The organism is Bacillus aerius, from assembly GCF_029894105.1.
Lineage (GTDB): Bacteria > Bacillota > Bacilli > Bacillales > Bacillaceae > Bacillus > Bacillus altitudinis.
This window is the reverse complement of sequence record NZ_JARYHO010000001.1, coordinates 432,910-458,327: the sequence shown is the minus strand read 5'-3', so window position 1 is coordinate 458,327 and position 25,418 is coordinate 432,910. Positions and strand designations below refer to the sequence as shown.

The 25,418-nt window shown below is 41.1% G+C and carries 25 protein-coding genes and 2 riboswitches; of the genes, 7 read left to right on the top strand and 18 right to left on the bottom strand.

The genetic code is table 11. The features are described 5' to 3' along the window. Positions 1-86: 86 nt before the first annotated feature. The 4 genes from M2353_RS02145 to M2353_RS02130 all read right to left on the bottom strand — a co-directional run bounded on the left by M2353_RS02145 (position 87) and on the right by M2353_RS02130 (position 3,801). Positions 87-425 (bottom strand): avidin-fold protein, encoded by a 339-nt coding sequence (locus M2353_RS02145; RefSeq protein WP_017358401.1) that lies wholly within the window; start codon positions 423-425, stop codon positions 87-89. A gap of 95 nt (positions 426-520) precedes the next feature. Beyond that, positions 521-1,246, bottom strand: coding sequence for an alpha/beta hydrolase (locus tag M2353_RS02140; RefSeq protein WP_284724854.1), 726 nt, complete (start codon positions 1,244-1,246; stop codon positions 521-523). A gap of 26 nt (positions 1,247-1,272) precedes the next feature. After that, positions 1,273-2,637 carry a UDP-N-acetylmuramoyl-tripeptide--D-alanyl-D-alanine ligase gene (locus M2353_RS02135; protein ID WP_024720484.1) on the bottom strand — a complete coding sequence of 455 codons (1,365 nt, stop codon included), beginning with the start codon at positions 2,635-2,637 and terminating at the stop codon, positions 1,273-1,275. Between the two features lie 81 nt (positions 2,638-2,718). Then, the gene (locus M2353_RS02130) at positions 2,719-3,801 is read right to left on the bottom strand and encodes a D-alanine--D-alanine ligase (protein WP_024720483.1); all 1,083 of its coding nucleotides are present in this window, start codon (positions 3,799-3,801) and stop codon (positions 2,719-2,721) included. A 184-nt stretch (positions 3,802-3,985) separates the two neighbouring features. Here M2353_RS02130 and M2353_RS02125 point away from each other — a divergent pair, with 184 nt between their 5' ends. Further along, a complete protein-coding gene (locus M2353_RS02125) occupies positions 3,986-4,306 on the top strand; it encodes a thioredoxin family protein (protein ID WP_008346934.1) in 321 nt (106 codons plus the stop codon). 339 nt (positions 4,307-4,645) lie between these two features. After that, positions 4,646-4,795: a Fur-regulated basic protein FbpB gene (gene fbpB, locus M2353_RS02120; protein WP_065461547.1), complete on the top strand. Its 150-nt coding sequence runs from the start codon at positions 4,646-4,648 to the stop codon at positions 4,793-4,795. Positions 4,796-4,893: 98 nt separating this feature from the next. Here the strand turns inward: fbpB and M2353_RS02115 are convergent, their stop codons facing one another. The 8 genes from M2353_RS02115 to M2353_RS02080 form a co-directional block, all read right to left on the bottom strand. Further along, positions 4,894-5,229 (bottom strand): hypothetical protein, encoded by a 336-nt coding sequence (locus tag M2353_RS02115; protein WP_017366657.1) that lies wholly within the window; start codon positions 5,227-5,229, stop codon positions 4,894-4,896. Between the two features lie 117 nt (positions 5,230-5,346). Next, the gene (locus M2353_RS02110; protein ID WP_024720482.1) at positions 5,347-6,114 is read right to left on the bottom strand and encodes an ABC transporter permease; all 768 of its coding nucleotides are present in this window, start codon (positions 6,112-6,114) and stop codon (positions 5,347-5,349) included. After that, a complete protein-coding gene (locus M2353_RS02105) occupies positions 6,092-7,018 on the bottom strand; it encodes an ABC transporter ATP-binding protein (protein ID WP_284724853.1) in 927 nt (308 codons plus the stop codon). Before M2353_RS02105 ends, M2353_RS02110 begins: the two co-directional genes overlap by 23 nt. 126 nt (positions 7,019-7,144) lie before the next feature. Further along, entirely contained in the window at positions 7,145-8,386 is a 1,242-nt protein-coding gene (locus M2353_RS02100; protein ID WP_284725980.1) for a dicarboxylate/amino acid:cation symporter, read from the bottom strand. A gap of 77 nt (positions 8,387-8,463) precedes the next feature. Further along, positions 8,464-8,598: riboswitch (cyclic di-AMP (ydaO/yuaA leader) on the bottom strand. A 63-nt stretch (positions 8,599-8,661) separates the two neighbouring features. Next, positions 8,662-9,684 (bottom strand): AI-2E family transporter, encoded by a 1,023-nt coding sequence (locus tag M2353_RS02095; RefSeq protein WP_007496515.1) that lies wholly within the window; start codon positions 9,682-9,684, stop codon positions 8,662-8,664. 209 nt (positions 9,685-9,893) lie between these two features. After that, entirely contained in the window at positions 9,894-11,162 is a 1,269-nt protein-coding gene (gene dctP, locus M2353_RS02090) for a C4-dicarboxylate transporter DctP (RefSeq protein ID WP_007496516.1), read from the bottom strand. Positions 11,163-11,286: 124 nt separating this feature from the next. Then, positions 11,287-11,970 (bottom strand): response regulator, encoded by a 684-nt coding sequence (locus M2353_RS02085; RefSeq protein ID WP_284724852.1) that lies wholly within the window; start codon positions 11,968-11,970, stop codon positions 11,287-11,289. Continuing rightward, positions 11,967-13,586 (bottom strand): ATP-binding protein, encoded by a 1,620-nt coding sequence (locus tag M2353_RS02080; RefSeq protein WP_026050048.1) that lies wholly within the window; start codon positions 13,584-13,586, stop codon positions 11,967-11,969. The genes M2353_RS02085 and M2353_RS02080 overlap by 4 nt, the downstream gene beginning before the upstream one ends. A 67-nt stretch (positions 13,587-13,653) precedes the next feature. On the opposite strand from M2353_RS02080, the gene M2353_RS02075 reads away from it, so the two are divergent. After that, the gene (locus tag M2353_RS02075) at positions 13,654-14,751 is read left to right on the top strand and encodes a TRAP transporter substrate-binding protein (RefSeq protein ID WP_284724851.1); all 1,098 of its coding nucleotides are present in this window, start codon (positions 13,654-13,656) and stop codon (positions 14,749-14,751) included. A gap of 25 nt (positions 14,752-14,776) precedes the next feature. On the opposite strand, the gene M2353_RS02070 is transcribed toward M2353_RS02075, so the two are convergent. Next, entirely contained in the window at positions 14,777-15,607 is an 831-nt protein-coding gene (locus tag M2353_RS02070) for an EcsC family protein (RefSeq protein WP_024720476.1), read from the bottom strand. A gap of 156 nt (positions 15,608-15,763) precedes the next feature. Here M2353_RS02070 and M2353_RS02065 point away from each other — a divergent pair, with 156 nt between their 5' ends. The 4 genes from M2353_RS02065 (at position 15,764) to M2353_RS02050 (ending at position 18,530) form a co-directional block, all read left to right on the top strand. After that, positions 15,764-16,024 (top strand): GlsB/YeaQ/YmgE family stress response membrane protein, encoded by a 261-nt coding sequence (locus M2353_RS02065; RefSeq protein WP_003214275.1) that lies wholly within the window; start codon positions 15,764-15,766, stop codon positions 16,022-16,024. 229 nt (positions 16,025-16,253) lie between these two features. Then, positions 16,254-17,531 (top strand): Nramp family divalent metal transporter, encoded by a 1,278-nt coding sequence (locus tag M2353_RS02060; protein WP_284724850.1) that lies wholly within the window; start codon positions 16,254-16,256, stop codon positions 17,529-17,531. Between the two features lie 67 nt (positions 17,532-17,598). Next, on the top strand, positions 17,599-18,168 hold the full coding sequence (locus tag M2353_RS02055; RefSeq protein WP_008346964.1) for a GNAT family N-acetyltransferase: 570 nt from the start codon (positions 17,599-17,601) through the stop codon (positions 18,166-18,168). Between the two features lie 98 nt (positions 18,169-18,266). Then, the gene (locus tag M2353_RS02050; protein ID WP_008346966.1) at positions 18,267-18,530 is read left to right on the top strand and encodes a hypothetical protein; all 264 of its coding nucleotides are present in this window, start codon (positions 18,267-18,269) and stop codon (positions 18,528-18,530) included. Between the two features lie 40 nt (positions 18,531-18,570). On the opposite strand, the gene M2353_RS02045 is transcribed toward M2353_RS02050, so the two are convergent. The 5 genes from M2353_RS02045 to M2353_RS02025 form a co-directional block, all read right to left on the bottom strand. After that, entirely contained in the window at positions 18,571-18,795 is a 225-nt protein-coding gene (locus tag M2353_RS02045; RefSeq protein ID WP_284724849.1) for a hypothetical protein, read from the bottom strand. A 416-nt stretch (positions 18,796-19,211) separates the two neighbouring features. Further along, complete coding sequence (locus M2353_RS02040; RefSeq protein WP_024720474.1) at positions 19,212-19,694, bottom strand: DUF2247 family protein; 483 nt, start codon at positions 19,692-19,694, stop codon at positions 19,212-19,214. 4 nt (positions 19,695-19,698) lie between these two features. Further along, positions 19,699-21,291: a ribonuclease YeeF family protein gene (locus tag M2353_RS02035; protein ID WP_284725979.1), complete on the bottom strand. Its 1,593-nt coding sequence runs from the start codon at positions 21,289-21,291 to the stop codon at positions 19,699-19,701. Between the two features lie 194 nt (positions 21,292-21,485). Continuing rightward, complete coding sequence (locus M2353_RS02030; protein WP_284724848.1) at positions 21,486-23,207, bottom strand: pyruvate oxidase; 1,722 nt, start codon at positions 23,205-23,207, stop codon at positions 21,486-21,488. A gap of 70 nt (positions 23,208-23,277) precedes the next feature. Beyond that, positions 23,278-25,104, bottom strand: coding sequence for an APC family permease (locus M2353_RS02025; protein WP_284724847.1), 1,827 nt, complete (start codon positions 25,102-25,104; stop codon positions 23,278-23,280). 112 nt (positions 25,105-25,216) lie between these two features. Then, positions 25,217-25,364: riboswitch (cyclic di-AMP (ydaO/yuaA leader) on the bottom strand. Between the last annotated feature and the right edge of the window lie 54 nt (positions 25,365-25,418).

Here is a 25,418-nt window from a genome sequence, read left to right as displayed (position 1 = left end):
GTCCATTATATACAAAGCCCGAATTACCCTACATTATATCTTACCATTACACTATTTGTTTTTCAACAAGACAGAAATGGATATATCTACTGCTCGACAATGACCGATTCACCTTCACTTTGATCTCCGTCCATCCATTTCCACTTTTCAAACAGTTGAATTTTTCCGTTATCCAGCTGCTTAGGAGTGGAATGACATGAACCGCTTCTCATGCTGCCATCCTTACTTACATGGTGATATCTAAAATGAAGTGCTCCGTCTTTATTCACAGTTCCTACAAGCACGCCAGATTGAATACTGCCGCCTTGATATGTGCCCGTTAAAATATTCCCGTCCTGACGATATTGAAATATGGTTCCTTCCGATACTTCCCCATTGCTCGAATTAGACTGCGGGATAAAGGTTTTTCCGTCATATTGAAACAACCGAATCGACCACCTTTTCTTACCTATTGTAACATAGGCCTGTCACTCATTCGACAAAAATGATGCAAATTTTAACAAGTGGGATTCAATTTATATTAGTTTAGCCACATTTTAGCTTTTCTATAGATTAAATTGTTTTTTTTTAGAAATTGTTCGACTTTCTCAAACAATTGCTGTGCACAAGGCTCATGACAAACGTGATGTTTACAATCAGGTAAATAGAACATTTCTTTCTGACGGGACGGGATTTTATGATAAATGAATTCTGCACTAGAAGCGGGGACGATCCCATCACTTTCACCTTGAACGATCAAGACAGGTAGATGAAGCTTTTCAAGAGAACCTTTCGTTTGCTTCACCAATTTCATAAATTCTACAGCAGCTGATAGCGGTGTACTCGTCAGCTTATGACGATATCGATCATACAATGGGTTCGTATCAATCAAACCAGACAAGGATTCCTTCACCATCTGCCTTGTGTCTTGAATCATTTGTTTTGGGTTTACATATTTAGCAGCAGCACTTAACAGAACAAGACGGGCCACTGGATACTTCGCTGCTAAATATGAGGCAATCATCCCGCCCATAGAAAAGCCGATTAAATAAATGGTGTCACATGTTCGGTAAAGGGATAAGAGTTCTAATTCAGCGGTGGCAATCCACTCCTGATAGAGAATGCCTTTGAGCTGAAGTTCCTCCCCATGCCCCGGAAGCGTGACAGATTGCACCGTCCAATCTGTCGTCTGCTTTAAATATTCCGCAAGCGGCTCTACTTCATACGGGGCACCAGTAAAACCGTGTATACATAGACAGCCAATCACCCTGTCACCTTCTTTGCCGATCTGATTTATAGTGCAGTAATAACGTCTTCCAATCTCATGCCACGGGAAGCTTTGACCAGAACGACATCGTCAGGTCCTGCCACATCCGCTAGTTTTTTCTTCAGTTCTTCTTTGTCCATATAAGAAGACACGCGATCGTCTCCAAATGCTTTCTTTGCTCCTTCAGCAATGAATGCGCCAAGACGGCCAAACGTTAAAACATGATCAATAAACTCAGGCTTGATGTACTCCCCTACTTCAAAATGATAGGTCTCTTCTTCACTGCCCATCTCCAGCATATCTCCGAGAACGAGTATGCGGTTAGCAAAGCCATCCATATCTCCTACAAGATCAATCGCTGCTTTCATCGACGTAGGACTCGCATTATACGCATCGTTGATAACCGTGATGCCCTTATCTGTTTTAAACAGTTCTAAACGCATGCCTGTCAATTTCGTTTGCATCAGCCCTTGGGCAATTTGTCTTTCATTCAGACCGAAATGCTGGCCGATTGCAATAGCTGCAAGAGCATTCTTTACATTGTGTTTCCCTAATACAGGAATGAGAAACCCTTGAGCATATCCCTCCACTTGAAATTCAGTGCCTTCAGCGAGTTGGTGAATGTGAATCACCTTGATATCACAGTCCTCTGATTCTCCAAACGTTTTTACGCTGCGTGCCAGGGCATTTGCTCTTTGGCGGAGTAAAGGCTCGTCTCCTAAATAATAAAAAGTCCCATCCTCTTTTAACCCTTTTGTGATCTCACATTTTGCATCTGCAATGGCTTCTCTTGATCCTAAATCCTGCATATGAGATTCTCCAATATTGGTGATGACAGCTGCATCAGGTTCAGCGAGTTTAGATAAAAATTCGATTTCCCCTTTTGCACTCATGCCCATCTCTAGTACAGCAATCTCGGTTCCTTCTGGCATCGCAAGGATGGTCAGTGGAAGTCCAATGTGATTATTAAAGTTGCCATCTGTTTTGTGGACTCTGTATGTCGTTTGTAGGACAGAATGGATCATATCTTTCGTCGTTGTTTTGCCATTACTTCCAGTAATACCGACAACTCGAGGGTTTTCCTCTTTTAAGTATGATTTTGCAAGCTGTTGGAGTGCTGTCAAAGTATCCTCTACAAGTATGACAGGTACACCGAACGGTGGATTCGCTTCTGTTTGATTCCAAAGAACCGCTGCCGCTCCAAGCTCCACTGCTTTTGAAGCAAAAGTGTGACCGTTAAAATGTTCCCCAATAAGCGGGATAAATAGTGCGCCTTTTGATACTTTTCGTGTATCTGTTGTCACTCCGTGTATCTGTTCTTCGCCAAAAGCTTCATTCGATAATGTGCCACCAGCCATTTGAGCGACTTGTTTCACTGTACGTTTGATCATGTTTTTTCGCCTCTCTTTCTCATTTCACGTTTGAAGGAAAAGAGACACTACCTGTAGGATAGTGTCTGCTTGCTTCTTACATTAAAAAGTGGTTTTAATGGTTTGTTTTTCTTGATGGCGTTCAATTGCAAGTGACACCAGCTTCTCAATCAGCTCAGGATACTCTACACCAGTATGTTTCCAAAGCAGCGGGAACATACTAAAAGGTGTGAACCCTGGCATTGTATTCACTTCATTGATCAGCACTTCGCCTTCTTCTGTTAGGAAGAAATCTGCACGTACGAGGCCAGATCCATCAATGGCTTTAAATGCCTTAATCGCCATATCGTGAATCGTCTTGTACTCTTCCTCTGTCACACTCGCAGGAATGATCAAATCTGTATCGCCATCTTCATATTTTGCTTTGTAGTCATAAAAATCTGTTTTAGGTGCAATTTCACCAACAACTGAGCATTTCGGCTCGTCATTTCCTAATACACCAATTTCAATTTCTCGTCCTACAACGCCTTCTTCCACAACAACACGACGATCATATTGGAAAGCCAAATCAAATGCTGTTTGCAGCTCTTCTTTGCTACGGCATTTACTAATTCCGACACTTGATCCCATGTTGGCAGGTTTCACAAAACAAGGATAACCGAGAACTGCTTCTACCTGTTCTAGACTGTCTGATATGGCTTTCTCATAATCCTTTTTATTGAAGGAAAGATGCTTTGCCTGCGCAAGCCCAGCTTGAGCAAACACATCTTTCATCATGACTTTATCCATACCCGCAGCAGACGCGAGAACGCCGTTACCGACATACGGGATATTCAATAGTTCAAGTAACCCTTGCATGGTCCCATCTTCACCATTTGGCCCATGTAGCAATGGAAAGACAACATCAATCTTTTCATCAGCAGATGCAGGTTGTGGAAACATGCTTTCATTTAAAGAAGTTGGTAAAAACGTCTTTGCATTTTGTTCAAATTGAAGCATTTTGACGTTTGATACTGGTTCAGTGAGTTTTTCTCCTCTTAGCCATTCGCCCTCTTCTGTAATATAAATTGGATGTATATCGAACTTCTCAGTATTAAGTGCTTTCGTAACTGCAAGGGCTGTTTGCAGTGATACATTATGTTCGGCTGACTTTCCGCCGTAAACCAATCCTAAACTTATTTTCAATGGATACTCCCCCCACTAAAATTCATCTTTACTATCTTATCACTTTCAAGCAAAAATGCTCTAATTAATTTTTGTTGTTACGGAATTGAAATGATTTGTAAAGGTTGTAAGCGCCCCCCGAGCATTTGTATGTCATTCGCCTTTATTTTATATTAAAATGACATTGAAAAGGAGTTGTGACAAATTGAAAAAAATTACAAGCACTGAACAATTCAACGAAATCATTCAATCAGACAAAGAGGTCATCGTTAAATTTTTTGCGACATGGTGCCCTGATTGCACTAGAATGGACATGTTCATTCCAGACATCTTAGAGGCTTATGCTCAGAATGAATGGTTTGAAATAAACAAAGACGACTTTCCTGAGTTAGCGGAAACGTATCAGGTCATGGGAATTCCTAGTCTGTTAATTTTCAAAAATGGCGAAAAAACAGGTCATTTACACAGTGCCAACGCTAAATCACCTGAAGAAGTAACAGAGTTTCTTCAAGAACACGTTTCATAACTCATTTGAATGGAGACATCAGCCAACTTATGCTGGTGTCTTTTTTTATATCCTTTTAAATCAAATCTCTTCATAAGACGAGATGTGCGGCTAAAATGTTTCAACATCGACAGGAATGTTTGATCTGATTTCATGACAAGGTTTGACAGCGGATTATTTCCTGAGAAAGAATTCATCGTCGATATGGATGGGAATATGTCGGTTACGTGAATTTTCTGAATTGAATCTTTACTTATGACATTCTGCTTTGTATAATGGAGATGCTAATTGAAAATGATTATCAATTTCATCTGTGTGAAATCTTATAGAGTCCATTCTACCAAAGGAGCGTTGAGTTACATGTCTAAGAAGAAAATCAAAACGTATCAGCAATTGATCGAAGAAAACAAGGAAGCAATCATGCAAGACCCTAAAATGATGGAAAGTATATACGAAACCATCGACAAAAAGCACCAGAAGCAGCTTGCCGCTGCTGGACGTGAATCATAAACACAAGAAGAGCAGTCAAACAGATGGCTGCTTTTTTATTTGCCTGAAGAAAAGAAAAAGCCGATAAAATCTATTCTCGGATTTTATCGGCTTTTGTTTTAATGTGATTTCGCTACACGGTCTTGTTTCATTCCTAAATAGATGAGCATATATGTTAGATAACCCATTGTCATCGTTAAACCACCGAAGAAGAATTGTGAAAACACGGGTTCTTCAAATGTCGTAACGGCAGCAAGAACGATCCAGCTCGCATATAAATAGACCATGAACCATTTCATGTTTCTTTTAAGTGTATACAGAAAGAAAAGACCCGCTAATGAAAAGATCCCTAGCGCTAGTCTGAAATAAACAAGATGATCAAACTGGAAGGCAAAAGACACAAACGAAAACGACAACAGCAGCAAAATAGGTAAAGCCGTAATAAAATTTTTCACGATAGTGCCACCTCCATGACTCTGTCTTATTATAAGACAAAACCAGCCGGTTATCGTGAAATACAGACTCGTTTTCACAAAGATGTCACGAATTTTTCTTGTTATTTGACACAATTTTTACACATTTACATCACGCTTCCAAAAAAGGAGCCAAGCAGCACCAACAAAGAAAACGAAATGCGCCCCTACAATGAATAGCGAAAACAGAGGGCTCATGCCCTGAAAGAGCGGCGGACCTTGAAAACTGTATTGTGTGAAGTCCGTATTAGCGAAAAGTAGAATCTTCCCCCACTGATTTTCTAACAGAGACATGATCGACACTAGTGATTTCGCCGCGTATAAGACGAAAAATGAAGTCACAAGTGCAATCAGACTGTTTCTAAACAAACTTGAGCACAGAAAAGCAAAGCTTGCCATCATGACCACTTCCACCCACTGTGATCCAATCACAGCAAATGTGTGCAGAAATAACCGTCCAGTGCTTTCATCAAAATCAGTACCAAAGAAAATAAGGCCAAAAAGAAAAGCGAACACATAATAAAAAACAAACAGGTAAAGGACCATCAGCACAAGAGTGATATATTTTGACAAGAAAATATGAAGCCTTGTCTTCGGCCTGATCAACAAGAACTTGATGGTTCTTTTTTGAAACTCTGTTGAGATCAATGTGGCGCCAATCACGACAGCGAACACTTGTAAAATAAACACAACATTCGTGGAATAAGCAAAATAGTTCGCGACTGTATCTTGCCCGCCAAGCCCGGAAATGACTCGTTTCAATGCTAGAGCCATCGTCAATTGAAAGACAACAATCAGTCCAAGTGCAATGAATGTGATCTTTTGTCTCGTGATTTTTTTATGTTCATTCTTGATGAGTTGAAGCATCTGCCGTCCCGCCTTCCGTCCATTTCATAAAGGCCTCTTCAATTGATTGTTTTTGAGGCGTCATTTCAAGTACATCAAATTCTGCTAAGACAAGCTGTTTATTCAGCTCCGGCACACGGTCTTTATTCAGTTGAACCAGTACATGCTGATCCCTTTGTTCATATGTATATCCTTGCGTATCTAGCCATGAAACTGCCTTTTCTACTGGCTGAATATTCATCAGCACCTGCTCTTTTCCTTCCATGTCGCGAAGGTTTGTATTGGCTTTGATCTGTCCTTTTTGGATGATGATCATGCGGCCACAAAGCTCTTCTACTTCATGCAAAAGATGTGTAGCAAATAACACAGAGACACCTTCTTCTTGTACAAGCATTTGCAAGTGCTCTCGAAACTCCTTCATTCCTGCGGGATCAAGCCCATTTGTTGGTTCATCTAAAATGAGCAGATTGGGCTTATGCAAAATGGCTTGTGCAATCCCGAGCCTTTGTTTCATCCCTAGTGAATACGTTTTGACCTTCTGGTGAATGGCGTGCTCCAGACGAACTCTTTTTACCACTTCAAAAATGCGCTCTTCTGAAACTCCATCATGCATAGACGCATACAGCTCAAGGTTTTCAAAACCTGTTAAATATGAATAAAATTCCGGATTTTCTATGATCGCCCCAACAGATGACATCGCCTTTAGATGATCATCATCTTGAGAATATCCATTAATGATGATCCGGCCGTTGTTTTTTTTCATCAAGCCAACAATCAATCGAATCAAGGTCGTTTTTCCAGACCCATTTGGTCCAAGTAAACCGACAATTTCCCCTTGCCTAATGTCCATCGAAATATGTTGTAAAATTTGATGCCGGCCAATTTGTTTATCGACGTTCTCTATGTGTAGAACAGCAGACTGCAAAGTGGTTCCTCCTTCTGATGTAAAACCTATGGCGGCAGTTACGGCCGCTCATCCTGTAAAAAGTATATCACGCTAGACAAGCCGTTCCACGAAAAAAAGGGCTGATCCAGTCAGCCCTTTTTGTTGTTACAGTGATAAATTAGGTGTTGGTGCTTCCTTCTCATGTTTCTTCTCGGTTTCAGAAACAATCACCGCACATGCTACGTCACCTGTAATATTGACCACGGTTCTTGCCATGTCTAATAAGCGGTCTATGCCAAGGATCAGCGCAATGCCCTCAACAGGAAGATTCACGGAATTTAAAACCATGGCTAGCATGATGAGCCCTACCCCTGGGACACCTGCTGTGCCAATACTTGCTAGTACTGCCGTTAAGACAACTGTCAGCATTTGAACAAGGGTTAATTCAACTCCATACACTTGTGCGATAAAAATAGTCGCAACCCCTTGCATGATCGCTGTACCATCCATATTAATGGTCGCACCTAGCGGCTGCACAAAGCTTGAAATAGGTTCTGGCACCTTCAAACGCTTTTGAGCTGTTTCCATTGATACTGGCAGTACTGCGTTACTGCTTGATGTACTAAATGCCACAACCATCGCTGGAGAAAATCCTTTGAAGAATGCCATTGGATTTCGTTTAGCTAATAGGGCAACGGTTGACCCATAGGTCAGGAAGAAATGCAAGATCAGCGCAATTAAGACGACTGAGAAGTAAAGTCCCATCGCTTTCATGGCATCGAGCCCCTGACTGCCAATTGCCGTTGCGATCAAACCGAATGTCCCGTACGGTGCGAATTTCATCACAACACCGACAAGATACATCATTAATTCATTTCCTTGTTCAAACAGCTTCAGCAAACCTTCTGTTTTTTTACCGAGCAAGGCAATGCCAAGACCTAAAAATACACAGAAGACGATAATTTGAAGCATATTTCCTTCAACTAGAGATTGGACTGGATTGGTTGGAATAATATTGAGTAGTGTATCTGCCATTGATGGGGCTTCCTCAGCGGAATATTCTGCCGCTTTCGTATCAAAATTGCCAAATGCGCCTGGCTTAATAAGTAAGGCCAATGAAATGCCAATAATGATGGCAAAAGTTGTAGTGAGTAGAAAGTAAGTAATGGTTTTTACGCCGATTCTGCCAAGTTTTTTCGGATCTCCAAGGCCTGCTACACCAAGTGTGATCGAAAAGAAGACAATCGGTACAACTAACATTTTAATCAGGTTTAAGAAGATTTGACCTAGAGGTGTAAATAGATAAGGGTCTAACACTTTGAATACATTTGGAGCAAAAATGTTGAGCAGTAGTCCTGTGATTGCACCTACAATTAAAGCAATAATAATTTTCGTCGCAAGCTTCAATAAAATCTCCCCTTCCTCGTCAAAAAGGCCCACGAGAGAGTCTTCTCGTGGGCCTGCGTGTCCATACGTGTACCACTGTCTACTCTCTTCACGCTGATGAGGTTAGCTGACGGGTTAGGACGAAGAGATGTCCTTTTTTCTTAAAATAAGAAAAATTCACCCCAAAAACTTGGGTCCCCCATTCCTTTAGAAGGATTAAGCGTGTGGTAATATGATATTTTCATACTATTTATACCTTATTTTTAGAAAATTGTAAACAGGTTCATATGAACTTTTTAATTACTTTCTTCCTTATTCGTGACCTCCAAGATATCTAAGATAAACACAAAGATTGGGATGCCGATAATCAGTCCCCAAATGCCAATATAGTGTTCAGAAAAGATCAGGACAATAAACGTGAAGAAAATAGGGAGCTCTGTTTTAGCTGACATGAGCTTCGGATTTAAGAAGTAGGCTTCAATGGCATGGATGATCACGATCACCAGCACAATATATAGGACGTACATTCCGCCTCCAAGTGTATACGCAATGATGCTGAGTGGAACGAGGGAGATGACCACACCCGCTACAGGAATTAAACCTAACAAGAAGACCATGACCGCTAATCCAAATAATTGCGGGAAGCCCATAATGCCAAGCGCAATTGTCGTTAGGACACAGTTAACTGTTGCAATGATGAACTGTGCTTCAAGTACCTTACCAAATGTTCTGGAAAACTTACGTCCAAAGAAGGCAATTTCATGATAGAACACGGAGATTTTACTCGTTTTGAACTTATTCATGAATTGAATGAGGCGTTCCTTTTCGAACAGGAAGAACATGCTTAATATTAAGGACATAATGACCTGGATACTGAACGTGCTGAAATCTGTTAAGTATGTATAGAGGAAATTAAACCCTTTCTCGAAGAAAGAAGATATTTTGAAATCTCCGAACACATTGGTGACGACGTCAAAGAAGGGTAAATCTTGTGGATGATCTGCAATCTTTTTCCCTAAATGAAATAACTGTTCCACCTGTTTAGCAATGATGGGCACAAACACAAAGCCGCCAAACGTCAATCCACCAGCCAGAAGGATGTACAAAATGGTGATGACTGATTTCTGTCCTATTTTCAGGAAGCGATTTAAAAAGCCTCTTATGACCTCTTCTAACCGGTTCATTAAAAAAGTGAAAATGAAGGTCAGGAGGATTAAATTCATCATTCCTCTTAATAGATATAATGCTGTGGCTAATACTACAAATACTGAAAACCTCTTGACACCAGGTTTTTCGAACAATTTAAAAAATGCCGCCATACGTTACACACCTGCCAGGACTAAAGTCTATTTTTCGTTGGATCTCATATTCATTATATCGGATCTTTCTGTAAATTATATAACAAAAGGTCAATGAGGTCTTACGATTCGTCCTAAATTAATCAAGCTTTTATGTTTTTTCTTTTTTTACACAAGAAAAAACCGAACCCCATGTAGACATAAGGTTTCGGTTTTTGGTTGTTTTTATACTAAACAGCCTGCTTGATATTTCGCATTTCCTGAAGCGCTGTTTTACTCTTCGCTTCGTCAAATTCCCCTTCACTTTTCGCTACAACAATTGTAGCAATTCCATTTCCAATCAGGTTCGTAATCGCTCTTCCTTCACTCATGAAACGGTCGACCCCTAATAGCAGTGCAAGACCTTCTAGCGGGATAACCTGAAGTGCAGCAAGTGTAGAAGCTAGCACGATAAATCCGCTTCCTGTGACTCCAGCTGCTCCCTTTGATGTGAGCATCAGAACAAGGATAATCGTGATCTGCTGTCCGATGGATAGATCCACCCCAAACACTTGCGCTAAGAAGACCACGGCCATGGACAAGTAGATTGAGGTTCCATCTAAGTTAAAAGAATAGCCTGTCGGAATGACAAGTCCAACAACCGACTTAGAGCACCCGTAGCGTTCCATTTTATCCATCATTCTTGGCAAGACAGATTCTGAAGAACTTGTGCCAAGAACAATTAAAATTTCATCTTTGATAAAACGGAGATAACCGAACAGGCTGAAGCCATACATTTTACAAATGATGTTCAGCACGACGAAAATAAACAGGAACATCGTCATATAAACGGAAAGCATCAGACTAGCCAGTGGTTTAATTGAAGCTAAACCGAAGTGTCCGATTGTATAAGCCATTGCTCCAAATGCCCCTAATGGCGCGGCACGCATGATGTAACCAATGATTTTAAAGAAGACAAGCGACAGTTTATCAAGCCATTCGATGATGCCTTTCCCCTTCTCGCCAAGTGCAGCGAGCGCAACACCGAATAAAATAGAGAAGAATAAGACCTGTAAAATATCTCCCTTTGCAAAGGCATCTACCATGTTAGATGGCACAATGTGTGTGACAAATTCCATCCAGTCGATACCCTGTCCCCCATTTTGGGTATATTGCGAGACATCCCCTTTTTCAAGCTTACTATAGTCAAGACCCGCTCCCGGCTTCATGATATTGACCACAAACAGTCCGATGACAAGCGCAAGCGTCGTCACAACTTCAAAATAGATAAAAGCTTTTCCCCCAACTTTTCCAACCTTTTTCATATCCCCCATCTTGGCAATCCCAAGTACGATGGTTAAGAAAATAATGGGTGCAATGACCATTTTCACTGCATTAATAAATGTGTCACCAAGCGGTTTCATTTCTTTCCCGACGTTTGGCCAAACCATCCCAACAATGATCCCGATAATGACAGCTGCAATGACCTGAAATGTCAGGTTCTTCAATAGCCTCTTCATAAAAAATCAACTCCCTCACCCTTTGATGTAAACGCTTAACTGTTATCTGTAGGTAAATGATAGCGATTTCATCAAAGGCTGTGAAGCTTATGGACATATCGTACATTTTGGTCTTTTTGGTCTCTTAGTCAGAATGTACGATATATTTATTCACAGGGCGTCCGACCCCGCCATATTGCATATCTAATTTCAGCTCGCCTTCTTTTACAAGGAAGTCTAAATAACGGCGTGCCGTGACACGTGCAATCCCAAGTGCATTGGCGACTTCCTCTGCAGACTGCGCTCCTTCTTGCAGACGCATATAGGCTTTAATTTCATTCATCGTATGCACATTCAGCCCCTTAGGAAGCCATGTCTCTTCCTGCTTAACCGCAGGCTTTCGTATGATATCATCGAGCATCTCTTGAGAAAATTCTGCTGCGGTACGAATTTTTGATTTGAACGCTTTATAGCTTTCAAGAGATTCTTTCATCCGTTCAAACTTAAATGGCTTAATGATATAATCTCGGGCACCATTTTGAAGCATGGTGCCGATCGTCTCTTTGTCCTTTGCTGCCGAAATAACAATCACATCCACCTGCATCTTTTGCTTTCTGATGTCTTGCAGTGTTTTGACGCCATCTTTTTTAGGCATATACACATCGAGCACCACAAGATCTGGGCGAATGTCTTTGATCATCTGGATGCCCTGCTCGCCATTTCCTGCTACAGCCGCAACTTGAAAGCCAGGGACACTCTTAATGAACTCTCTATTGACTTCTTGCACCATCGGGTCATCTTCAATTAATAGCACCTTAATCTGAGTCATCTGTCTCTCTCCTCTATTGTCATTGGGAATTCGATTGAGAAGGTGGTACCAATGCCGATGCTTGATGTGACTTCTACATTTCCCATCCCTTTGTCGATAATCGTTTTTACAATATATAGTCCGTAGCCTGTTCCGCCTTCTTTACCGTGAGTAAAGCCTTTGTCGAAAATATGAGGAATCATGTCCTCTTCTATTCCAGATCCATAATCTTCAATTAAGATCGCAAGGACATCCTCTGTTTGATCAATACTAATAGAAATGAGTTTTGTGTCTCTTTCTACAGTATCATACGCGGCAAAGGCGTTCTCGATCAGGTTGCCAAGTAGCTTCGTCATATCATGCTGATCCAGCCGCTCTGGGAAATCGCGCAGACTGCTATTTTCATCTACTTCAACCTTGATTCCAAGCTCCTTGCCCCTTCTTATCTTGCTCATCAATAAACCTGCCACTGCGTCATGCTGTATCACACGGTGGAGAAAGTCCGTCACATGCTCCTGCTCTTCGGTCGTTTGGAACGCTAAATCGAGTGCTTGATCGGCTTTCCCCAGCTGAATTAATCCCGCAATTGTATGGAGCTTATTCATATGTTCATGATTTTGCACCCGCAGACCATCAACGAAGTTCTTCACCCCGGTTAATTCCTCCGCCAATTTGGCCGCCTCTGTCCGGTCCTGAAAAATCGCAACCGCTCCGATGATTTTCTTTTTCATCACAATCGGAATTCGGCTGCTCATGATCCGCTTTCCGCTCATATGAATTTCTTCATTGTAGACGGGTTCTGCGCGGTCAATGATTTCTGGAAGCCTTGTATCTGATAGCACATCCCAAATATTTCGGCCCACTACATCACCTGTCACGCTGAAAATTTGCTTTGCTTTTTCATTAAAAATGGTGATCATGTGCTGGTTATCAATGGCAATGACCCCTTCATTAATGGAGTGAAAGGTAGCGGTGCGCTCCTCTAGCATTCTGACAATCTCATGCGGCTCCAGCTTAAACATTTGCTGTTTAATATGACGGGCGAGCAAAAATGAACCGACAAGCCCGAAGCTGAGCGTCAGCAAAAGGATCATGAGGATATCCTGCTTCATTTCTCCTAATATATCTGCCATACTCGGCAATGTTCTTCCGACTAGTACAACCCCTGTTTGGTTAAATTTTTCATCTTTTACTGGATAAAAGGCTCTAATGGCTGTGCCAAGCTCTCCCTGTGCTTCTGAGAAATAGATATGCTCTGCAAAGGCAGGTTCTTCATCTGTCCCCTCAGAGCGCTGGCCAATCCTTGTTTTCACTGGATGTGTCAATCGCACGTGATCCATATCCATGACAACAATGTAGTCAGCATCTTGGATAATCCGAATCTCTTCAATGGCATGCTGCAACCGAGCACGCTCCTTTGTCTGATCATCCAATGCCTGCTTTACCTCATTCATCTCAGCTACTGTTCTTGCCGTGTTCATGAGCCTTTTTCGAAGTTCTCGTTCCTCTGTTTGCTGAATTCCCCCGACTAGAACAATTCCTCCGATTAAAAGGGCAAAAATGACAACGAAATATGTGAGGATGGTGAGCTTCCATCTAATAGATAATTGTTGTAATTTCAGTCGATTTCTCATCATTTTTTCACCTGTATCTTTACGAATTCTTCCTCTGTCAAGTATCCTTGACATAAGGGGGATCTGACGCATGAAGAATTTACTCGCCTATACGCTATTGCTCATCATCGGTTTTGTAACCGCTTTATACTTTGGCTTTTATCATATGATGCCTAAATCAGCGACGATCTTCGACGATGAACAGACAGGGCTGAAGGATCAGCTTGTGTTCAAATTCAGCCATGTTGTCGCAGATAATACCCCAAAAGGGCTGGCTGTAAAGAAATTTGCTGAACTTGTTCACGAAAAATCCGACGGCAGGATCAGCATTCAAATCTTTTCAAACGGGAGTCTTTATTCTGATATCGAAGAAATTAATGCACTAAAAGAGAATCAAGTTCAATTTATTGCTCCGTCTACGTCAAAGCTCGGCATGCTGTCCCCTGAATGGCTGGCACTTGATCTGCCCTTTGCCTTTTCTAACTACGATGCTGTCCAAGAAGGGTTACATGGTGCGATTGGACAGAGACTGTTCGGCACACTGCAAAAAGACGGTCTAAAGGGAATGGCCTACTGGACAAATGGCTTTAAGCAAATCACTTCGAATAAAGGCCCAATCAAGCAGCCTAGTGATTTAAAAAAGCAATCTCTCCGTATTATGCAAAGTGACATGATTGAAAAGCAATTCAAGCTTCTTGGCGCAAAACCCTATCAGGAATCGTTTAATTCAACATTTCAGCTGTTAGAAACAAAAAAAGTAGACGGTGAAGAAAATACAATTTCAAATATTTATTCAAAAAAATTCTATCATATACAAGACTATATGACGATCAGTAATCACGGGTATTTAGGGTATGTCGTCTTAACAGATCAATCCTTTTTTGATCGTCAAACACCTGAGACGAAGCGAATTTTACTCGAAGCGATGGAAGAAACAACGGCATGGAACGAAAAACATGCCGAACAAATGAACAAGGATCAGCTGGAGGATATTAAACGCGAATCTCCAATTGCCATACACGAATTAACACCAGCAGAGCGGCAAAAATGGATGAAGGCGCTCGATCCTTTGTATGATGAAGCAGAAAGGATCATCGGTTCCACCTTGATTAAACAAATCCGCGAGCTCCGGGCACGCTATGAATATTCTCCGATTCAAGCGTTTGAAGAAGATGCTGAGACCAAATAAAAAATCCCTTTAGAGAGGGATTTTTTTATGCGCCGGAGTCACGCTGTTCTTGCTGAGCGAGCTCCTCTAATCTTGTTAATATTCTGCGCTTTCGATATTGCATAATGCCTGTTTCGGCAATTCCTTTTAACTGTGAGCGGTTGGACGCTGCACCAAACAAAATCCCCGCAATTGGGACAAGTTGAAACAGCTTCTTCCAGCCAAACGAATCACGGTAGTTATATACGACCTCACGCCATCCTTGAATTTGAGAGATCATGTTTTCGTGCTTCCCTTCTGATGCATGATAGCTCTTCAGCTCTTTTAATATTGATTTTTTCCCAACAACGTCAGCAGAATTCAACTGTAAACATTTAATGATAAAGACTCGTTCTTCTTTATTTTTCGGATCATAGCCATAGGTGACGGCAATATCCTGTAATGTTTTTAAAGAGAGACCGAGGACAGCCGGGATATCTGCCGCTAATGTAAACATACCTCCGACACCTGTTGTCGCACCTTGTACAGTGGCGAGGTTTGTTCGGTTTTTCCCCATCTGATCACTAATGGCATCCATGACCTCGATCGGAGCCGCCTCAATATCTTCAATACGCTGAATCGATTCATCGGCACATTTCTTTTGAAATTGATGAATAATGCCTTTCTCTGACGTCAAATAGACACCGCCTGATTGAATGTAGTGCCCCATCTCATCTAATAACACACCGATTTTCTTTTGAATAAAGGCAGGGGTCAGCTTGTCCAGCATTTGAAATGGAAGCCGGCTGAGTTTCTCCCAAAACCATACCTTTTGCTGGTCTTTCTCCCATTTTTCAATCTCTTTTAATTGTGCTTTTAGCCACTCTCTTTCCTCCATGCCATTTGCCTCCTTAGATGCCGTTCAAGTATATGTCTGTTATTATACACAATCCTTGTCCATCATACGTATCGAACATTGAAGCGGTTCCGAAAGGTTTTAATCTCTTTTAAAACGGTTATTGCTTAGTAAACAAACAAAAGAGGAGTGATCAACATGTTAGGATTTCTGATTTCATTAGTTGTGGCGATTGTCATTGGTCTCATTGGGAGTGCACTCGCTGGAGGCAGTGTACCAGGAGGCTGGATCGGTTCAATGATTGCTGGGCTTGCAGGTGCTTGGATTGGTCATGGATTACTTGGAACGTGGGGTCCTAGTCTGGCAGGATTTGCGATCATTCCAGCGATCTTAGGAGCAGCCATTTTTGTCATTATTTTAAGCTTGATCTTCCGCAGCGTTGGATCAAGGGTTTCTTAAAAAACGATACAAAAGAAGAGGAAGCAGAGGATGCACCGCCTAAGATAAGAGGCGGTGTTTTTTATGTGTTGATTGACAAGGTATCTATTTTTTTCACTTACATATGATAAACAAACCTATTAGTTCAGATAGTTGACTTTTCATGAAGATGGGCATATGATGATTAAAAATTGCATCGAGGAAACTTTTTGTGCCAAAGCAAAACTTTGTAGAATCTAGGTGATGACATATGACAAACAAATACATCGAGGCACAGGCCCACATGTCAGTGGCAGCGGAGCGTGCACTTGAAGGAAAGGTGAAGGGATTTAGAAGGCTCCTTCCTTTTCTCGGGCCTGCTTTTATCGCCGCCATTGCCTATATTGATCCAGGAAACTTTGCGACCAACATTGCAGCTGGCTCGAAATATGGCTACCTTCTGTTATGGGTCATTCTCATATCCAATCTCATGGCCTTACTCATCCAGTCTTTGTCTGCAAAGCTTGGAATCGCAACAGGGAAAAATTTACCTGAAATTGCTCGAGAAGAGTTTCCAAAACCAGTCTCGATTGGTTTATGGATTCAGGGCGAACTCGTCATTATCGCCACAGATTTAGCCGAATTTATCGGGGCTGCCCTTGGTTTATACTTACTCTTTCGTATCCCGCTGCTTGAAGCATCGATTATTGCAGCGATCGGTTCTTTTGCCATTTTAGAGCTCCAAAGACGAGGTTATCGAGCGTTAGAAGCAGGAATTACCGGCATGCTGTTTGTTGTCGTGATTGCTTTCGCTGTACAAACCTTTGTGGCTAAACCTGATTTTGCAAGTGTCGCCGGTGGACTGTTCATTCCAAGGTTTGAAGGGACAGACAGCGTACTGCTTGCCGCTGGTATTTTAGGCGCTACGGTGATGCCGCATGCGATCTATCTCCATTCAGCCTTAACGCAAAGAAGAGTCGTCGGCAGAACGGAAAAAGAGAAAAAGCTGATTTTTCGTTTTGAGTTTTTAGACATCCTCATTGCGATGGTAGTTGCTGGCGCCATCAATGCCAGCATGTTGATTGTAGCAGCTGCTTTATTTTTTAAAAATGGTCTTTTTGTTGAGGATTTAGATGTAGCATTTCAGCATTTTGGAACTCTCGCAGGTCCTGTATCAGCGATCTTATTTGGTGTAGGTCTGCTTGTAGCCGGGCTTTCCAGTTCTTCTGTCGGTACACTGTCAGGCGATATTATTATGCAGGGTTTTATTCAGTACCGAATCCCGCTGTATGTCCGCCGGCTGATTACCATCATTCCACCTATTGCGATCATTGCATCTGGAGTCAATCCGACATCTGCGCTTGTGATGAGTCAAGTGGTCTTATCCTTTGGAATTGCGTTTGCTTTAATTCCGCTCATTTTGTTTACAAGTAAAAAACGAATTATGGGCGATTTGACGAATGCTCGCTGGGTGACCGGAATATCTTGGGTGATAGCAGCTCTTGTTGTCGCACTTAATCTGTTTTTAATTGTGGATACGTTTATGTAAAAGACAGTGATCAGGCTGTCTTTTATATCGGGTTGTGGTAGAATTTCCCTTGAGAGGATGTGATCACATGTTTTTTTATCAGGATCAAGATCTATCCATGCGGCTGCTTGAACCAAGAGACGCGAGAAGTCTGTATCTGCTCATCCAACGCTCAAGAGAGCACTTACGTGAATGGATGCTATGGGTCGATTCGACGCAGACAGAAGAAGACAGCATGGCGTTTATTCAAGGTGCCATGCAGCAAGCTTTGCAAAACAATGGTTTTCAGGCTGGAATCTGGTCACATGGTGAACTCGTTGGTATCATTGGCACCCACCAAATTCATTGGATTAATCGGACGGTTTCCATTGGCTATTGGCTCGGGGAAGGCTATCAAGGAAAAGGCATCATGACAAAAGCATGCAAAGCGGTCATTCACTATTTATTTGAAGAGTGCGGTCTGCATCGCATTGAAATAAGGGCCGCTGTTGATAATCAAAAAAGCAGACGCATCGCAGAGCGTTTATCTTTTTCACTTGAAGGCATATTAAGACAATGTGAATGGCTGGGCGACCACTTTGCCGATCACTGTGTGTACGCACTTTTACAGCCTGAATATATGAAACAAAAAACGAATTCGATCAATCAGCCCACTTAATTGTGTCGATTGCATGAACTATTTTACAAAGTGAAGCTTTGTAGTATCCGTTGTGATTGGCATCTGATAAAATAGAAGGAAAAATCGAGGTATGATGTATGTCTCTTATTATTTTATTTTACTTATGGATTGTCCCTTTATTATTTGGCATTTTCTTCTCATTCCTAACAAAGAAAGCCACATACAAACGCCGCTTTGTCCCATCATATAGCATGGCAGGACTCAGCATCGTGTTTCTCATTCTGGCACTCGTCTTTTCAGCCAGTCATTTTCTATTCATTTGCGGTATGTTCCTATTCGCCACTACACTTGTCGGCACAGGCATCCCGTTATTTTTAGCCTTTACCAAAACACCTTCATAAACAAAACCACCTTTTCGCGATGGAAAGGTGGTTTCTTTTTTTACTGCTGAGGCATTCGATAGATCATCGTACCATTTGGGTTTTTTTCAATTACTTTCACAATGTCTTGAAGGATCTCTGATGCTCGATCGCTTGAGTCATACTTGCCGAGCGTCTTGACCCAAGAATCACTGCCTGCGATAAACCCTTCAATCTTTTTACCGGTTACTGTGACTTCATGAACATTGACGAAACTTTGTTCGTTTTGTGTGAAAATCCATAGCATTGGTTGATTCCCCTTTTTTGTGGTGATTGGGTTAGTTTAACATATGATTCCCAATTATGTGTGGGGTGATTTGGTATGAAAGTGAATTTACAGTTTAAAAAACCTTGATTTTATCAGAAAAATCAAGGTGAAATTTTCCATCTATGATAATCGTAATTCCTTCTACGAGTTCACCCATATTTTTATTTTCAAATTTCTCGGATATGATACTTATTTTATTGTCAATCTATGTTTTCACCGTTTCTTTCAAAATTTTATAAAATGATCCTATATATAACATTCCACGTAGAATTCAATCACCAAAGGACTTCTACAATTGCATGAAAATCCCTATGCTCAAGAGAAAGATCATTAGACAAACAATCTTATGTACGAAAAAACGATGGCTTATTTATCCATCGTTTTCTTTAAGTTCTCTACTTATTTAAAATCAATTGTTTTTCATTTTCTAAAAACTCTTCTACAAGTTCTTTCATTGTTTTTTGTGAATCATGGGGATAATAAAATGCGTCTGATACTTCTCTAAAAAAATCATACATATTTTCGGGCGTGTGAAAGACTGAGAAAATATGTTCAATTTCTTCAAAGATGGTATCATCAGTTGAGTGAGTATATGCTTCTTTCATAATACTATATAGCCACTTATGATATTCTCTCGTCATGTCTTCCGAAGAATTATCAGAGATTATGCTTTCAAGTATATCATCTACCTTTACTTCTTCTTGTTCCCACGCTAATTCAAGAATGAGCTCGTTATCATCATGAGGGTTATTTTCTAGATATTCCACTGCATAGTTTGTTACTTCTAAGGCAGGAATTAAATTATACTGTCTACCAACAAACAACGTAGCCCAATTACATTCAAATCCACTTTTCTTGATTATTTCAATTTTATACAATTTTTTATTTCCCCCATTGATTTATTTTTCCTGTAACTTTGCCGTCAGGTATAAAAGTTCTATGGGTTACTTTGTTAGTTGTTGGATCTACAACCCATTCAAACACGCCATTTCTTATCTCTTTCGACTGTATCATTTCAGGTGCATTATTCTTAATTTTTACAAACTTTGTCTCATACTTAACCATTGATCCCTCAATTTGATACAACGAATCCATATGTCCTCTTCTATTCGGCAAATCAAATCTTTTAGAATGAACTGCATAGTTGTCAATAATATCATTAAATCTATGATAAAAATCATCTTTTAATGCACTACCTACTCTTGGATTATCTAAAACCGGATGCTTAAGTTCACTCGTACTCTTAATCCCCATCTTCCCACGAAAACCTTTCGATCCAAACGGTAAAAGCATTGTAAGCGCCGCATTCATACTCGCTTCCTGTTGTTCTTTCGAGACTTTATTCCCAAACATATCTCGACCCGTAATCGCTTCGCTGAAGCCGTTTGTCGCAGTAAGACCGTATAAGCCTTTTTGTGATGTTTTCAACGCATCGAAAGACTTCTGTGATGTCTTGTAAATGTCGACTGCTCTGACTGCGGCTGACGTGGCTTGAGTCGTTTTATAGACGGCTTTTCCGCCTTTGAAAATACGTCCTGCCCAGCCGACGATCGGGATGTATCCTGCTGCTGCCATGCCGCCTGCGGCGACTCGCTGGCCTGCGGTGAGTTCTTCTCCTGTGATCGGATCGACACCTGTTGCGGCACGTTTTGCATCGTTCACGCCTGTCAGCTCATTGACGATATTCCCACCGTAATCAAGGGCTTTTTCATACCACGGACGGTTGGCTAGTGCTTCTTGTTCCTTTGCAATCTTGCGGGCTTCTTCTTGATCTTTTTTGATTTTTAGATATTCAGAAGTTTGCTTCTCAATATCGCTTTTTGCCTTGTAGATTTCGCTATTTTGATACACTTTCTTGTCAAAATTCATAGGCGAAATGGATTTTCCGTCATTTGTGGCATTCATCATTTCTGCGTACAATGCCATTGTAGCCTTCTCCTCAGTCTCTGACAAAGCATATTCATCTTTTAGATTTTGATCAAGTTCTATTAAATCTTTAACCGTTTTCTTCCGTTCATCTTCCGCATCTGCAATCTTTTCGTCAAAGGTTTTACTATCAAATACCTCCAGAGAAATGAGGTCATCAATATCTTGAAAAATCGTTGTGAGCGCCTTTTTTTGATCCTTCACGATGCTTTTGGCATTCTTGATTCCCATATGTACAGCGTTGTCTAAAAAGTGTTCTTCTACAAAGGTGTCGCCGCCAAAGTTTGTATCATCAAGTGTCCCAGAAACACCTTCATGAAAGGCTTTTTGTTTATCAATGAAGCTAATAAACATGTCCACATTTCCGGCGAGTTCTTTGTAGAAGCTTTTAATGTTATCGGCACCTTTTCCAGTGAAGTCGTCACCGAGGTTGGCAACACCTTGTAATGCCTTTTTTAAATCTATCATTTGTTCGCGGAGTTCCTGATAGTGTTTTGCCCTTGTATCCATGGAACTGGTTAGTGCTTTTGCATCAAGTATCTTGCCCAGATTAAGCCACTCCCTCCATTATTGATCGTAAAGTCTATTTTACCTTTCTCACCGAATTGGAAAAATAGGCTTTAAGTTGCAAAAAATCCAGTCTGTATATTTTTATACAGAAGAAAACAAGTGACAATTGAAATGATTTTACCTATTCAACAAAAAAAGTCAGTCTTCTAATTAGAAGACCGACTACCTGCTGTTTAGAAAAAGCGTTTAAGGCTTTTCTTGAGTGGAGGGATATCCAGCTCACCTTTTTCAAAGAATTTTTTCAATAAATATTTACTAAAGCCCGCTGCTTGTGTGTAAGTGATTTTACCAGGTAACGGTGGTTCATTGGTCACCGCAACATCAATGATCACAGGTTTCTCAGCTTGAAGTGCTTGATCAAAGGCTGGTGCCAGTTCTTCATGTGATGACACCGAGATTCCTTTACCACCGCATGCTTCTGCAAATTTTGCAAAATCAATATCTTCCAGCTCTATACCATAGTTGATGTTGCCTTTTACCTGTTGTTCATATTCAATCATACCAAGGTTGTTGTTGTTTAAGATCACAACGACAATTGGCAGTTTATATTTTACCGCCGTCACAAAATCTTGCATCACCATTGTGAAGCCTCCGTCACCACAGACAGCAATGGCTTGGCGGTTTGGTTCGTTTAATTTAGCTGATATTGCGCCAGGTAAACCACAGCCCATTGTGGCAAGCCAGCTGGAAATAATGAAATCCTGCTGTTTCATTTCGAAATGACGTGCCATCCATACCGTCACATTACCGACATCAACTGAAAGAATGGCATCATCATCTACCGCTTCTTCTAATCTAGCGATGACTTGCTGCGGTTTAAGCGGTGATGTGGCAATAGATTTTTCCTTATCCATTTCTTCTCGCCACTTCATCATATGCTCTGTACAAGCTTCAAGGAAACCGCGCTGCTCTTTATATTCAATATAAGAGGTTAGTTCATGAAGACCATTTTTACTGTCACTTACAATCCCCATTTCTACTGGATACCTTTTACCGATCTGATCCGATTTGATATCCAATTGAATGGCAGGTGTGTCTTCCGGTAAGTAATCCCTATATGGGAAGGAGGTTCCAAGCATGATTAATAAATCGCACTCTTCCATCGCTTCATATGCAGGCTTCGTCCCGATCTGACCTAGGTTCCCTAAAAAGTATGGATGCCTGTCTGGAACAACACCTTTTGCAGGAAGTGTAATGACGATCGGTGCAGCTGCCTTTTCTGCAAACGAAAGAAGCTCTTCTTTTGCATTTCTTAATCCTTTTCCTGCTAAGATGACTGGCTTCTTCGCATTGTTAATGAGTTGAGCAGCCTTTAGCAGTTGATCTTTCTTGGGCCGCACGTCTCCCTCTACGTAAAGAGGAGATGTATAAACGGGACTCCGCTTAATTTTTTGAGAAAATAAATCATCTGAGACAGTGAGAACCGCCACCCCTTTATGGGTATAAGCAGCTTTGATGGCTTGATTCAATAAGTCAGGCAGAGCTTCTGCTGTTTGTACTTGCTGATTAAAGACAGCAACATCGTCAAACATCCGCTCTAATTTGATTTCTTGAAATGCATCTCTGCCTACTTCAGTTGAGGCAACCTGCCCTGCTATCGCTAATACAGGTGCACCGTCCGCTTTTGCATCGTATAGTCCATTTAATAAGTGGACAGCACCTGGCCCTGCAATTGATAAACAAACACCGAGTTTACCTGTTAGTTTCGCATCAGCTGCAGCTGAAAGTGCTGCCACTTCTTCATGTCTTGTTTGTATAAATTGAATTTTGCTTGATTCATGCCTTAGTTCTTCGATCAATTCGTTAATACTGTCGCCGGGCATTCCATAAATATGTTTCACGCCCCACTCTTCCAGTAGCGCTGTTACTTCTTTTCCTGCGGTTCTTTGCGGCATGTGAGAAAACTCCTTTTTTCTTACTCCATACCACCGCACCCTTTTGATCAAACGTTTCAACTTGCTCTTGTTACTTTTTAAAGTGATATGGAAGAGTGGCGACAACAATATCCCGTTTCCATAATAAACGGAATCTTAATAAGAAAGCAGATTGATTATGCAAAATGGTGTGCCATCTTTTTTTCGGAATAAATTGAGGGACGAGCACCATCACTCTATATTGATGTGCATTTGCTTTCGCTTCAATCGTTTCAAGAAATTTATCAAGCGGGTGAATGAGACTTCGATAAGACGAATGTAAAATCACAAGACGCACATCACTATTCAGCTTTTCCCAATCAGCTTCAATTTTCTTGTCTTTCTCTTTATCAAACGATACATGAACCGCTATGACCTGGTCTGATAAGGATTTTGCATATTGCACAGATTGTTCGACGACACGTGTGACACCTGCTATTGGGACGATGACCACATTTCCTTTGATTTCGACAGGCTCGGTTTCATTCAATAAACGTAATTGTTCTCCAACAGACAGATAATGTTTCTTAATAGAATAAAAAATAAATAGAACAATTGGCATGAAAACAAATACCGGCCATACAAGATGGAACTTGGTCAAAATGAGAATCATGAAAACCGTAAATGAAATAAGTGCTCCTACGATATTGATAGGCATTTTCACTTTCCATCCCTGTGGTTTTTCACGAATCCACTTTACACACATACCTGTCTGAGACAAGGTAAATGGAATAAACACACCGACAGCATAAAGTGGAATGAGATGTTCCGTTTTCCCATCAAATAACCAAATAAGCAGCATAGAAGCTACACCTAAAAAGATAATACCATTGGAATAACCGAGCCGATCTCCTCTCACTGTAAACATGCGCGGCATATATTTATCCTTTGCTAAGTTGACAGCCAATAATGGAAAAGCTGAAAAACCTGTGTTTGCCGCTAATATTAAAATTAAAGCTGTGACAGCTTGAATGACATAGTAGAAAAATGTCCGTCCAAATGTGTCTGATGCAATCTGTGACACAACCGTTTCTTCTGGCTTTGGCGAGATGCCAAAACCAAACGCAAGCAATGTCACTCCTACAAATAGAACGGCCAGTAATCCCCCCATCATCAATAAAGTTCTCGCTGCATTTTGTGCAGCTGGTTTTTTAAAGGATGGAATTGTATTAGAAATCGCTTCAACACCCGTTAAAGCAGAACAGCCAGACGAAAATGCCTTTAATAAAAGAAATAACGTGATGCCTGATACATGTGTGCCAAATGCTGTATGTTCAGGTGCTGGCGGCACTTGCCCTGTTAATAGTTTAAAACAGCCCACCCCAATTAAAATGAGCAATGAAAAGACAAATAGGTACACAGGATAAGCCAAAATAGATGCCGACTCTGTCAGTCCACGAAGGTTTAACACCATAATCACTAGGACTAATACGATTGAGATCATGACATGATATGGATATAGAGCTGGAAAAGCCGATGTGATTGCATCGGTCCCAGCAGAAATACTCACTGCTACGGTTAAAATGTAATCGACGAGTAATGATCCACCAGCAACCAGCCCTGGTTTTTCACCTAAGTTTCTGCTGGAGACGACATACGCCCCGCCGCCTTCTGGATAAGCATAAATAATCTGGCGGTAAGATAGAATTAACGCCATTAAAAGAATTAATACACAACCTGCAATCGGGAGTGAGTACCAAAACGCTGCCGCACTGACAACTGATAGAACAATTAAGATTTGTTCTGTACCGTATGCGACTGACGACAATGCGTCTGATGACAATAATGCCAAAGCTTTGATTTTTGATAGTTTTTGTTCTCCTGCTGCCTGTGATTTTAATGGTTTACCAATTAAAATACGCTTCATCAAACTGTACATGTGATGCCCGCTCCTTTAGTGTCAAACGATTTGAGTTACAAAATTTGGATCGCCAAAAAGACACAGAGGCAATAGAATGCCCCTGTGCCTATTGTTTAGATCACAGGTTGGTCTTTGCTCTCTTTAACGCTTACGAGGTTAGCTGACGGATTCGGGCGCATGAGATTTTGCCCTACCTTAAAAGGATTCACCCCACGTGGTGTTTTATACCACCACAATTGGTTCCCCCGCTCATCGAAATGATTCAGCGATTGGTCTTTTATAAAAGAGATCATACTCCCGTTTGACACCAAAGTAAAGAGATTTTTTCAAGG

What these genes read in the sequence shown, in the direction of transcription:
- dctP (WP_007496516.1), bottom strand. Translation starts at nt 11,162, where the DNA reads ATGAAGAGGCTATTGAAGAACCTGACATTTCAGGTCATTGCAGCTGTC.
- M2353_RS02030 (WP_284724848.1), bottom strand. Translation starts at nt 23,207, where the DNA reads ATGCCGCAAAGAACCGCAGGAAAAGAAGTAACAGCGCTACTGGAAGAG.
- M2353_RS02050 (WP_008346966.1), top strand. Translation starts at nt 18,267, where the DNA reads ATGTCTCTTATTATTTTATTTTACTTATGGATTGTCCCTTTATTATTT.
- M2353_RS02135 (WP_024720484.1), bottom strand. Translation starts at nt 2,637, where the DNA reads ATGATCAAACGTACAGTGAAACAAGTCGCTCAAATGGCTGGTGGCACA.
- M2353_RS02025 (WP_284724847.1), bottom strand. Translation starts at nt 25,104, where the DNA reads ATGTACAGTTTGATGAAGCGTATTTTAATTGGTAAACCATTAAAATCA.
- fbpB (WP_065461547.1), top strand. Translation starts at nt 4,646, where the DNA reads ATGTCTAAGAAGAAAATCAAAACGTATCAGCAATTGATCGAAGAAAAC.
- M2353_RS02060 (WP_284724850.1), top strand. Translation starts at nt 16,254, where the DNA reads ATGACAAACAAATACATCGAGGCACAGGCCCACATGTCAGTGGCAGCG.
- M2353_RS02070 (WP_024720476.1), bottom strand. Translation starts at nt 15,607, where the DNA reads ATGGAGGAAAGAGAGTGGCTAAAAGCACAATTAAAAGAGATTGAAAAA.
- M2353_RS02110 (WP_024720482.1), bottom strand. Translation starts at nt 6,114, where the DNA reads ATGCTTCAACTCATCAAGAATGAACATAAAAAAATCACGAGACAAAAG.
- M2353_RS02065 (WP_003214275.1), top strand. Translation starts at nt 15,764, where the DNA reads ATGTTAGGATTTCTGATTTCATTAGTTGTGGCGATTGTCATTGGTCTC.
- M2353_RS02075 (WP_284724851.1), top strand. Translation starts at nt 13,654, where the DNA reads ATGAAGAATTTACTCGCCTATACGCTATTGCTCATCATCGGTTTTGTA.
- M2353_RS02055 (WP_008346964.1), top strand. Translation starts at nt 17,599, where the DNA reads ATGTTTTTTTATCAGGATCAAGATCTATCCATGCGGCTGCTTGAACCA.
- M2353_RS02080 (WP_026050048.1), bottom strand. Translation starts at nt 13,586, where the DNA reads ATGATGAGAAATCGACTGAAATTACAACAATTATCTATTAGATGGAAG.
- M2353_RS02045 (WP_284724849.1), bottom strand. Translation starts at nt 18,795, where the DNA reads ATGCTATGGATTTTCACACAAAACGAACAAAGTTTCGTCAATGTTCAT.
- M2353_RS02085 (WP_284724852.1), bottom strand. Translation starts at nt 11,970, where the DNA reads ATGACTCAGATTAAGGTGCTATTAATTGAAGATGACCCGATGGTGCAA.
- M2353_RS02095 (WP_007496515.1), bottom strand. Translation starts at nt 9,684, where the DNA reads ATGGCGGCATTTTTTAAATTGTTCGAAAAACCTGGTGTCAAGAGGTTT.